The sequence below is a fragment of the Candidatus Avelusimicrobium faecicola genome, from assembly GCA_900540405.1.
Taxonomy (GTDB): Bacteria; Elusimicrobiota; Elusimicrobia; order Elusimicrobiales; family Elusimicrobiaceae; genus Avelusimicrobium; species Avelusimicrobium faecicola.
The window spans coordinates 1-10,918 of sequence record UQFW01000051.1; the positions used below are offsets into that span (position 1 = coordinate 1).

Here is a 10,918-nt window from a genome sequence, read left to right on the forward strand (position 1 = left end):
TTGGAATTTGCTGATGATGTCTTTTCTGTCTTGCATGGAAAGTACCATTTTTTTGTACACTTAGGCCGTTTGCTGCACAACCAAGCACTCTTTATCCGAAGGAGTACCGAGCCGGAGTAAGGGCCTTCTCCTATTTTTAATTTATACTTACTAAAGTACAGTTTAATTATAGCAAATTGATTTGTATTTGGGAAACCCTATAACAGGTTTTCTTTGGGGGCGGGGCCGTATTCGTTGGGTAAAGGGGAGCCTTCTTGCCCCATTAACTGCTGGTAGTAAAACTGCCAGTTGCTACCTTTCCAATAATTAAAAGTGCGCCGCAGTGTAGCAAATCCACTATACCCCAAATCGTGCCCGCGGCGTACCTGCAGGGTCCACGACCCCACAAACATTACGGCACACACGCTGTACAGGGCAACTTGGTATTCATTTATCAACGCCAACGCCTGCTCCAACTTATGGGGTGGCAAGAACAGCATAATGATAATAGCAGTAAAAGCCGCAAACGCCGGGGCCCGGTGGCTGTAAACGTATTCTTTACGGCTGGCGCGGCCGAACGGACACCAAAAGAGAACCAGGCTTTTAACTGCGTATTTTATACCATCTAAAATGAGTTCCATAACATTATTGTAGCAAAATAAACCGTCAAACACAGAAAAGCCGCAACCCATTATCCGGGCCATGAAAAACCCTATAACTGGTTTTCTTTGGGGGCGGGGCCGTATTCGTTGGGTAAAGGGGAGCCTTCTTCCTTAAATAACCGGCGGTTAAACTGCCAGCCTTTGAACATCATACATTCGGACGAGTGCCACAGCGTAGCAAACCAACCATACCCCAAATCATGCCCGCGGCGCACCAATACGCTATACGAAGCTACCACCACCCACACACAGCCGCCCACCAACACCCAGGTATAATTATTTGACAAAGTATCCCACAGGGCCGGGTTGCGGGCAGGCAAATACTTAAACGCCCCTACCACCAGCACCGCCAACGCAAGCGTGGTATTATTGTAATAAGTATATTCTTTACGGCCGGCGCGGCCGAACGGATAAAAACACAAAAGCAGGCATTTGAGCGTGTAAAAAATGATATTTGCTATAAATTGCATAGTTTTAATTATAGCAAAAACAAGCGGATTTTATTGATAATTTATAGGGAAAGCCCCAAGTGGAGCGCGGCAAATTTGTCCACATTTTCCAACTCTAAATCCGCCAAGGTATGAAAATCACTAAACTCTTGGCTAATCCAAGCAAATTCTTTGCCGAGTTTATCATCTAAAACGGTTTGACGGATTTGCGTTTTCATAGGCTTTCCCCCTTTTGTAAATGTTGTTATATTTTATTGTAATAAGTCCGGGGCGGCTTCTCCAGGGCCGTTAGACCCAATTTTTACCTTTTTTAGACCTAACCTTTTTTCCGCCGGGGGCCCACGCTTTTTATAGGCCCAAAAGAACCAAGTTTTGTATACTGTTTGTATATGAGCGCTTTGGAAAAACTGATTACGCAAGCCGAACAAACCCACCGCCTGACCCGGGAAGAATTAATCACCTTACTGACAGACCCGCAGGCGGATACGCTTTTATTTGAGGCGGCGGACCGCGTACGCAAAGCCAACGTGGGGGACGGAGTTTATCTGCGCGGGCTGATAGAATTTTCCAACTATTGCAAAAACAACTGCTGTTATTGCGGTATCCGGCGCGATAACTCCCACGCGGAGCGCTACCGCTTAACCCCGCAGGAAATTTTACAAACGGCCCGCCTGGCCCAAACCCTGGGCTACAAAACCGTCGTGCTTCAATCCGGCGAAGACCCTTGGTTTACGGCGGACAAAATGTGCGAAATAATCCGCCAAATCAAACAATTAGGGCTGGTAATTACGTTAAGCATTGGCGAAAAAACGCGCGAAGAATACGCCGCCTACCGCCAAGCCGGGGCCCAGCGCTATTTACTGCGCATAGAAACCACCGACGTAAATTTATATGAAAAACTGGACCCCGGTATGCGTTGGCACCAACGCGCGAAGTGCCTGCAAGACTTAAAAGAATTAGGCTACGAGGTCGGCTCCGGCTCTTTAGTGGGTTTACCGGGGCAAACGGCGGAAAGTTTAGCGGATGATTTATTATTTTTTAAGCAAATCCCGGTGGATATGGCGGGAATCGGGCCGTTTATCCCCCACCCGCAAACGCCGCTAAAGGGCGAATCCACCGCCGGGCATTTTACCTTATCCCTAAAAATGATGGCCCTTATGCGCCTTATTTTGCCGGACATCAACATCCCTGCCACAACCGCCATGGAAACCCTGCACCCGCAAGGGCGTATCATCGCCCTGCAAAGCGGGGCCAATGTGGTTATGCCCAACGTGACGGACGTCTGCTGGCGCAAGCGCTATGCGTTATACCCGGGTAAGATTTGCCTGGGAGAAGACGCCACCCAATGCCGCGGGTGCATAGAGGGCAAAATAAACGCTATCGGGCGGCATATTGCCCACGCGCCCGGCTTTCATGGGGAATACCTCCAAATGCAAAAAAAATCCGCCCGTTAGCAGGCGGATTTTAAGGGCGTTTTCCATAACAAATTACCAATCTTTATAGGCCGCTAATAAATACATCAGCCGCTCTTTACTCCGGGATTTTTCCACCAATATTTGCCGTTTGGCCGGGTTTATAATGCACAAGCCTTGGCCGCAGGTATTAAACAAATACATCCGCGGGCATTGTTTGCCGTTGCAATTAAGGTATTCACTGCGGCCAATCGGCACAATATCTTTTTGGTAGGCGGTGGCAATTTCTTCCTCTAAAAACGCCTGGTCAATCGCATTGGCAAAGGCTTTGGCATATGGGCACCCGCGCAGGGAAAGCGTAAAAACGTGCTTTTTGGGCCCTTGCAAATATTGGCTAAATTCGCTGTTGTTTTCAATAGAGTCATACACTTCCTGGGGAATATTTTTTACTTTTCCGCCCCCCAGCAACGCCCCTTTCAAGTCCCCCTTGGCAAGTGCCGGGTTTTCAACCGGTACTTTATCCGGGAATAACATAAACAGCCCGGCCGTCAGCACGCATAAAAACAGGAAATACGCCATAAAAGAAGCGCCTTTATGATTCATAAAAAACCTCACCATTTAATATGCGTATATTTTAGCACAAAAACGCTTTTTATCCACGCACAATAAAAAACCCGCCCGGTAGCAGGCGGATTTTTTAACTCCTTTCAAAACACACAATTTACCAGTTTTTATAGTGCTTTAGTAAGGGGATAATGCCCGAGCTTCGCTGGGAATTATCCACTACTATTTGGCGTTGTGCCGGGTTAATAATACATATCCCTTCGCCGCACGTTTCAAGTAAATAGGATTTAGGGCACTCGGCGCCCCCCTTACACCTTATCATTTCGGAGTGGCCCACCCGGATAATATCCTTGTGGTACACGGAGGCAATTTCCGGGTCCGAAAATGCCGCGTTTAACGCTTTGGTAAAGGCTCTGGCGTACGGGCAACCGCTCGGCAAAACCGCAAAAACGCGCTTTTGGGACCCGCGCAAATATTGGCTGTAATCCGAGTTCAGCGCCATAGAATCATACACGCTCTGCGGGATTTCTTTTACCTGCACCTCCCTAAATAGCGCGGAATCGGCTATATCGGCCCCCAACATTTCCTGTTGGAATTTGGATACCATCGCGTTTTGTGCTTCCGGGGGCAACATGCCTTTGGTTAGCGGCAAGCCGCCCTTCCCCAGGTCCGTCGGAATAGCAAGCGGTGCTTTATCCGGGAACAATATAAAAAGCCCGGCCGTCAGCACGCATACCAGCAGTAAATATGCCATAAAAGAAGCACCTTTATTATTCATAAAAACCTCACAATTAATATGCGTATATTTTACTAAAAAAGCCCCGTTTGTCAACGCATAAATAAAAAAATCCGTAAATTTGCTTTATTTTCTATCAGAAATGTATTACAATATAAAAAATTCGCGCGGGATTTATGCCCGGGCAACACTACTAACTGGAGATGTAGCATGGTAAAACAGACCGTCAAAAAAGCCGCTAAAAAATCCGCGGCCAAAAAGACTGTAAAATACATTTACTCCTTCGGGGCCGGAAAAGCCGAAGGCAACGGCAGTATGAAAGAACTTTTGGGCGGAAAAGGCGCCAACTTGGCCGAAATGTCCGGCACATTAAAACTGCCCGTCCCCCCCGGATTTACCATTACTACCGAAGTTTGCACCTACTATTGGAACAACAAACGCACCTATCCCAAAACTTTACAAGCAGACGTTGAAACCAACCTGAAAAAAATTGAACGCGAAACCAAAAAACAGTTCGGCTCCGAAAAGAACCCGCTGTTAGTATCCGTGCGCAGTGGGGCCAGAGCCTCCATGCCGGGTATGATGGAAACCATTTTGAACATCGGCCTGACCGAAAAAACAATCCCCGGTATGATTGCCAAAACGGGCGACCCGCGCTTTGTATATGATGCGTACCGCCGCCTGATTATGATGTATTCCGACGTAGTGATGGAAAAAGCCGCCGGCATTGAGCCCAAAGACGGCGAAGGCATCCGCAAAATTTTAGACGGTATGATGGGCGACTTGAAAAAGAAACTCGGCGTCAGCGACGACACCCACATCCCCGCCGAAGAATTAATCAAACTGTGCGCCCAATTTAAGGCCACCGTTAAAAAAGTATTGGGCAGCGCGTTCCCGGATGACCCCATGCAACAGCTTTGGGGCGCCATTGGCGCGGTGTTTGCCTCTTGGAACGGCAAACGCGCCATTGCTTACCGCAATATTGAAAACATCCCGCACGATTGGGGCACTGCCGTCAACGTGCAGACCATGGTATTCGGCAACATGGGCGAAACCAGCGCCACGGGCGTAGCGTTCACCCGCAACCCCGGCAATGGGGATTCCCACTTTTACGGCGAATACCTAATCAACGCGCAGGGCGAAGACGTGGTGGCCGGTATCCGCACGCCGTCTCCCATGAACAGATGGTCTGCCAACGAACATTCCAAACATTTGCCCACCTTGGAAAAAACAATGCCCAAGGTGTATAAAGAATTGGATAAAATCCAACAAAAACTGGAAAAACACTTCCACGATATGTTGGATATTGAATTTACGATTGAAGACCAAAAATTGTGGATGTTGCAGTGCCGCGTAGGCAAGAGAAACGGCACCGCCGCCGTGCAAATGGCGTTGGATATGGTAAAAGAAAAGCTAATTACCCAGGAACAAGCCGTTCTGCGTGTGACCCCGGCCCAGTTGGGCGAACTTTTACTGCCCGCCATTGACCCGAAAGCCGAAGCGCAGGTAAAACCGATTGCCACGGGTCTGCCGGCCGGCCCCGGCGGTGCATGCGGCAAAATTGTATTTAACTCCGCCGACGCCATTAAACTGCATGAAGCAGGCAAAAACGCTATTTTAGTGCGCGAAGAAACCAACCCGGAAGATATTGAAGGCATGCGCGCGGCCTCCGGCATTTTAACCCAACGCGGCGGGATGACCTCCCACGCGGCGCTAGTGGCGCGCGGTTGGGGCAAATGCTGTATTGTCGGCTGCGGAGAATTGGAAATCAACTTGAGCGCCAAAACCGTTAAAATGGGCGGCAAGACCTTCAAAGAAGGCGACGAACTGACCTTAAACGGCACCAAAGGCTGGGTGTATAACGGCGCCTTAAAAATGTTGGAAGCCGGCGAAGGCAACAAAAACCTGGTTAAATTTTTAGCGTTGTGCGATAAAGTGCGCGTCTTAAAAGTGCGCGCCAATGCCGATACGCCCGAAGATGCCGCCAATGCCCGCAAATTCGGGGCCGAGGGGATTGGGTTGTTCCGCATTGAACACATGTTCTACGGCAAAAATTCCGATAAACCGCTCTTTATCCTGCGCAAAATGATTCTTTCCGCCAGCGAAGACGAACGCAAAAAAGCGGTCAACGAATTATTCCCCTTTATGAAAGCCGCCATTAAGGACACCATTAAAGCCATGGCGCCTTACAGCGTGACGGTGCGCTTAATGGACCCGCCCTTGCACGAATTTGTGCCCACCTTGCCCGAAAAACAGCAAGAATTGGCCAAAGCGTTGGGGATTAGCATGGCGGAATTTAAGGAACGCGCCGCCGGCCTGCACGAAGTGAACCCCATGATGGGCCACCGCGGGATTCGTTTAGGGGTCACCTATCCGGAAATTACCCGCATGCAAGCCCGGGCTATTTTTGAAGCGGCCGCCGAACTGCTCAAAAATAAAGTAAAAGCCGTGCCGGAAGTGATGATTCCGCTGACTTGTGACGCGCAGGAAATTGTCAACCAAAAAGCGCTCATCCGCGAAGAATACGATGCCGTGGTTGCCAAAACCAAAGTGAAAAATCTGAATTTTTCCGTGGGGACCATGATTGAAATTCCGCGGGCGGCCGTTCTGGCCTATGAAGTAGCCCAAGAAGCGGACTTCTTCTCCTTTGGCACTAACGACCTGACCCAAATGACGTTCGGTTTCTCCCGCGACGACATTGGTGCGTTCCTGCCCGAATACCTCAAACAAGGTATTTTGGAAGCGGACCCGTTCCAAACCCTGGACCAACGCGGCGTAGGGATGCTTATTGAACACGCCGTGGTGGAAGGGCGCGAGGCCAAACCCAACCTTAAAATCGGGATTTGCGGCGAACACGGCGGGGACCCGGAAAGCGTGGAATTTTGCCACCGCGAAGGGTTTACCTATGTGTCTTGCTCGGCCTTCCGCGTGCCGATAGCCCGCTTGGCCGCGGCTCAAGCCGCCGCCAAAGACGTGCTGGCCAAAAAGAAACACAAATAGGTTTATAGCATGCCAACCCCCGGGCCTTGTAAAAGACCCGGGGATTTTTTATTATTTTGAAATATACACGATACAGCTTTTTCCCCCGCGCCTTACAAAAGACCCGGGGGTTTTTATATGGGTAAATGGTACGAGCAACGGCTTTTCCCCCGCTCCCGGGGCTTATCCTATTATTACACGCTATGTTTTTATTGATAAGAATTTTGGTTTTTTATATGATTACTTGTATGCGCTGTTTAGGGTACAATGCGCTAATTGGCCAAACCAAAATAAACCCACGCAAGCGCAGGCCCTTTTGGCTCAAGCAAGTGGCGCAAGGCGGCTCATACCCCGGGCATATTTAGAAAATTCCGGGCAGGCGGCGCTTGCCCGGTTATACGGAGAATACTTTTTATGAAAAAAACAAAAGACATACTTTTATTACTGCTGTGCGGCTTGGTATGCGGCGGCTTTTTTGTGGGGTGCATTTTGGGAATGGGCGCCATTATCAATTATGTTCACAGCCACTCATCCCTGGGATTAAGTAAGTCAACCGCGCTCATCTTATTGGCCGCAGTTATAGTCGGCGCCTTAAAAATTATAGAAAAACTGTATAAATATTTTACAAGAAATTCCAAAAACCCCCAAATCACCCGCTATAAGGATGTTTCCGTAGTAGACGAGATGGACGAGATGTCCAAAAACATACCCTTTAGACATTTTGATAAATAAAGCGGGGCTATTTTGCCCTTTTGTTTATTAAAATCAAAATTACATCTAATTTTACAAATACTTAAATTTTAAGGATTTTTATTTTTAGGCTTAATTTTACAATTCTACAAAACTATTAAAATTTAAGCATTTTCATTTTTAGCTATTTTTTTGCAAAAAAACAAAAGCCACCGCATAGGTGGCTTTATGTATTAAAAACCGGCAAATGTTTTGGGGCAAATCAGAGAGTCTGTTTTAGAGCGTTCCGTTAGGCCGTTCATGGCGGCTCTTTGCGTTGGCAGGGCGCCATTAGTCCGCGTTCTGCGGGCGGGGCAATACAGGCTGCTCGGCGGGTTATTCTAAAGCGTATTCCCGCTTATATACCCCAGGAACCTCCATACTATCCACTTTTTTAACCCATTCTTGGCGGTTGCCTAAATAGGTTTGGGCAAAATCCCGCGCGTTTTTCAGGGCATCTTTGCTGTGGGTAGCATACCAACGCGCCACAAATTGCACCGCTTTTAAGCCGTTTCCGTCCGGCATATACTTAAATACATTGTATTCCGCCATGCTACCGCCGGGCGAAAATACCAAAAAATCTACCAAAGTGGCCTCTTTATCGGCAGAATTATGAATATCAAACGGCGCCTGCGGATTTTTTAATTGCATTAACCGGGCCATTTGCTCGGCCGCCTGTTGGGCCGAAATGCCTTTCATTTGCGGGAAAGAATACACCCCCACCATTTTGGAATAATTTTCCAAATCTTCCCCGGGTAAAAGATACTCGTTCACAAAGCCCGCTTGCTCCCGGGCGGAAAACGCCAACGCATACTCTTGCCCGTCAAACCGGGCAGACGGCAACTTTTCCGGCGCGCACGCCCCCAGGGCCGCCCCGGCTAAACAAAATAAAATAAATAGTTTTCTCATATTTATATTATACCTTTTACAGGGGCCGTTTTCCCCTTTACCACAGTGGAAATATTTACTAAAATATATCAATGAAAGCATTTCCTATTATTGTATCTTCGCCCTCCGGGGCCGGGAAAACCACGATTGTAGATGCCGTATTAAAGCGGGATAAAACAGTTGCCCGCGTGGTGACGGCCACTACACGCGCCCCCAGAACCGGGGAAAAAGACGGAGTGGATTACCACTTTTGGACGATAAAACAATTTGAACAGGCCATTAAAAAAGGCCAAATGCTGGAATGGGCCCAGGTGCATACGCACTATTACGGAATCCCTAAAAAATCGGTAGAGGCCTTGCTCAAAAAGGGTATCTGCCCGATTTTAGTGATTGACGTGCAAGGCGCCCGCACCATGTTAAAAGAATACCCGGACGCGGTGACGGTATTTATCGTTCCCCCCAGCTTAAAAGAGCTTAAAAAGCGCATTTTGGGCCGCAACGATAACACCCAAGACATTGAACTGCGTTTGGAAACCGCCAAAAAGGAAATGCTGGAACTGGACCACTACAACTACGCTTTGTTAAATGATGAACTTTCCGAAGCGGTGGATAAAATGGCCGGTATTGTGGCGGCGGAACAATGCCGCGTAAGCCGGCAGGATGACAGTATCAAAAATTTGAAGTAATTTTTAGAGGGAGTGAGCAAATGTCTACACAACAAGATAAAGCGTTTGACGCCGAATTAATGAACTTTGACGGAGACCGCTACGACGTAGTAGTATTGGCTTCCATCTGGGCCAAAGAACTCAAAAAAAAGGCCGAATACAAAAACCAACCCAATGCGGTGGTTATTAAAGTAGCGTTGGACGATATTATTTCGGGCAAAGTTTCCAAAGAAGAAGTATTAAAAATCAGCAAAGAAAACTTGGAAGCTGAATTAAAAGCGCAAGAAGAAGCCCGCAAAGAAGCCGAACGCAAAGCCAAAGAGCCCATGAAGCTGTAAACCATGAAAGACTCCGTCCGCGTTTTGGCGTGTGAACTCAAGCAGTTTCTTTCCACGCACGAAGAAGAAGACTTTATAGCGGCGGCCGCACCTCAAGCGGCCGCCGGATTTTCACGCGCGGACGAAGCCCCCACAAAACACGCCGCCCCGGCACCCGCCCAAGACCGCCTAACCGTTGTTTTTGGCGCCACGGCGGGGCAACCTGTGCAGGAAATTTCCGTAGAAAAGCCGGTTTCCCCGGCCCCGCAAGCGGCCCCTGTGCCTACTACAAAAGCGGCCCCTGCGCCTACCCCGCAACCGCTACCCCAAGGAACTTGTATGACGACCGAACAAAAAACCGCCGCGCTGGACGAACTGGCCCAACAAATTAAAACCTGCACCCGCTGCCCGCTGGGTTCCACCCGCTTAAACGCGGTACCCGGGGAAGGCAACGTAAATGCCCGCCTGATGTTTGTGGGCGAAGGCCCCGGCTTTGACGAAGACCGCCAGGGCCGCCCGTTTGTGGGCCGCGCCGGGCAACTGTTAGATAAAATGATTGCCGCCATGGGGCTCAAGCGCGAAGACGTTTTTATTGCCAATATTGCCAAATGCCACCCGATGGTGGACCCGCAACATCCCGAAAACCACGGCAACGACCGTGCCCCCAATGCCGAAGAAATTGCCTTCTGCCGCAAATATATAGAAAAACAAATTTCCATTATTTTGCCGGAATATGTGGTGGCGTTGGGCGGGGTATCGGCCAAAGCGCTGATTGCGGATGCCAAATCTTTAGGCGCGTTGCGCGGCAAATTCCACAATTTAAGTTTGGATAGCGTTTCCTTGGCGCGCCCCGTAAAAATTTTGGCCACCTATCACCCTGCCGCATTACTGCGCAACCCGGGTTGGAAAAAAGACGCCTGGGCCGATTTACAAATGGTTATGGCCGCCATGGGCTTAAAAGGAAGCCATTAATTTTTTATGTTTTGCAAAGTAGTGTTTGACGTCCCCCTGGACCGGGATTTTGATTACCATGTTCCGCCCGAATTAGAAGCGCAGGTTTGCCCCGGGGTGCGCATTACCGCCCCGTTCGGCCCGCGTTTAACGGCTGGGCTGGTGCTTTCCGTCAGCGACGAACCAACCTACCAAAACACCCAAAAAATCAAAGATATTGTTTGCGTGGTGGACCCGCGGCCGATTTTCGGCAACGATTTATTCCCCTTGGCCCAATTTATGAAAAAAATGTGGGGCGGCGCGATTGGGCAAATTTTATTTGCGCTCGTTCCCCCGCAACCTTATTTTAAGTTGTTGGAAAGCCCCGCTTTTACCCCGTTTACGCCCGCGTTTGCCCACACGCTGTACCCGCACCAACAGGCCGTATTAAACACCCTGCAAGCTATGCCCGCGTATGAATTTCACCCGGTTTTATTAAGCGGCCCCGCCGGAACCGGCAAGACGGAAACCGCCCTGCGTTTAGCCGCGCAGGTGTTGCAGAACTTCGGGCAGACGCTCATTACCGTGCCGGACATTGTAGCCGCCAA

General features: G+C 49.2%; 13 protein-coding genes. 7 read left to right on the forward strand and 6 right to left on the reverse strand.

Annotated features, from left to right (window positions below):
- Positions 1–197: 197 nt before the first annotated feature.
- The 3 genes from ACQY18_RS05515 to ACQY18_RS05525 all read right to left on the reverse strand — a co-directional run bounded on the left by ACQY18_RS05515 (position 198) and on the right by ACQY18_RS05525 (position 1,308).
- Entirely contained in the window at positions 198–620 is a 423-nt protein-coding gene (locus tag ACQY18_RS05515; protein ID WP_428039150.1) for a DUF805 domain-containing protein, read from the reverse strand.
- A gap of 71 nt (positions 621–691) precedes the next feature.
- The gene (locus ACQY18_RS05520; RefSeq protein ID WP_428039151.1) at positions 692–1,111 is read right to left on the reverse strand and encodes a DUF805 domain-containing protein; all 420 of its coding nucleotides are present in this window, start codon (positions 1,109–1,111) and stop codon (positions 692–694) included.
- A 41-nt stretch (positions 1,112–1,152) separates the two neighbouring features.
- On the reverse strand, positions 1,153–1,308 hold the full coding sequence (locus ACQY18_RS05525; RefSeq protein ID WP_428039152.1) for a hypothetical protein: 156 nt from the start codon (positions 1,306–1,308) through the stop codon (positions 1,153–1,155).
- 180 nt (positions 1,309–1,488) lie between these two features.
- On the opposite strand from ACQY18_RS05525, the gene hydE reads away from it, so the two are divergent.
- On the forward strand, positions 1,489–2,544 hold the full coding sequence (gene hydE, locus ACQY18_RS05530; protein WP_428039160.1) for a [FeFe] hydrogenase H-cluster radical SAM maturase HydE: 1,056 nt from the start codon (positions 1,489–1,491) through the stop codon (positions 2,542–2,544).
- 33 nt (positions 2,545–2,577) lie between these two features.
- Here hydE and ACQY18_RS05535 read toward each other — a convergent pair whose 3' ends face one another.
- Positions 2,578–3,105 (reverse strand): hypothetical protein, encoded by a 528-nt coding sequence (locus tag ACQY18_RS05535; protein WP_428039153.1) that lies wholly within the window; start codon positions 3,103–3,105, stop codon positions 2,578–2,580.
- A 118-nt stretch (positions 3,106–3,223) separates the two neighbouring features.
- Positions 3,224–3,844, reverse strand: coding sequence for a hypothetical protein (locus ACQY18_RS05540; RefSeq protein ID WP_428039154.1), 621 nt, complete (start codon positions 3,842–3,844; stop codon positions 3,224–3,226).
- Positions 3,845–4,012: 168 nt separating this feature from the next.
- On the opposite strand from ACQY18_RS05540, the gene ppdK reads away from it, so the two are divergent.
- On the forward strand, positions 4,013–6,802 hold the full coding sequence (gene ppdK / locus ACQY18_RS05545) for a pyruvate, phosphate dikinase (protein ID WP_428039155.1): 2,790 nt from the start codon (positions 4,013–4,015) through the stop codon (positions 6,800–6,802).
- Positions 6,803–7,195: 393 nt separating this feature from the next.
- A complete protein-coding gene (locus tag ACQY18_RS05550) occupies positions 7,196–7,513 on the forward strand; it encodes a hypothetical protein (RefSeq protein ID WP_428039156.1) in 318 nt (105 codons plus the stop codon).
- Positions 7,514–7,846: 333 nt separating this feature from the next.
- On the opposite strand, the gene ACQY18_RS05555 is transcribed toward ACQY18_RS05550, so the two are convergent.
- Entirely contained in the window at positions 7,847–8,419 is a 573-nt protein-coding gene (locus tag ACQY18_RS05555; protein WP_428039157.1) for a hypothetical protein, read from the reverse strand.
- A gap of 71 nt (positions 8,420–8,490) precedes the next feature.
- On the opposite strand from ACQY18_RS05555, the gene gmk reads away from it, so the two are divergent.
- The 4 genes from gmk to ACQY18_RS05575 form a co-directional block, all read left to right on the forward strand.
- The gene (gene gmk / locus ACQY18_RS05560) at positions 8,491–9,084 is read left to right on the forward strand and encodes a guanylate kinase (RefSeq protein WP_176777493.1); all 594 of its coding nucleotides are present in this window, start codon (positions 8,491–8,493) and stop codon (positions 9,082–9,084) included.
- A 20-nt stretch (positions 9,085–9,104) separates the two neighbouring features.
- Positions 9,105–9,401, forward strand: coding sequence for a hypothetical protein (locus ACQY18_RS05565; RefSeq protein ID WP_176777494.1), 297 nt, complete (start codon positions 9,105–9,107; stop codon positions 9,399–9,401).
- 3 nt (positions 9,402–9,404) lie between these two features.
- A complete protein-coding gene (locus tag ACQY18_RS05570; protein ID WP_428039158.1) occupies positions 9,405–10,352 on the forward strand; it encodes a uracil-DNA glycosylase family protein in 948 nt (315 codons plus the stop codon).
- Positions 10,353–10,358: 6 nt separating this feature from the next.
- Positions 10,359–10,918 (forward strand): DEAD/DEAH box helicase family protein (locus tag ACQY18_RS05575; protein WP_428039159.1); only part of this gene is annotated, 560 nt, incomplete at its 3' end.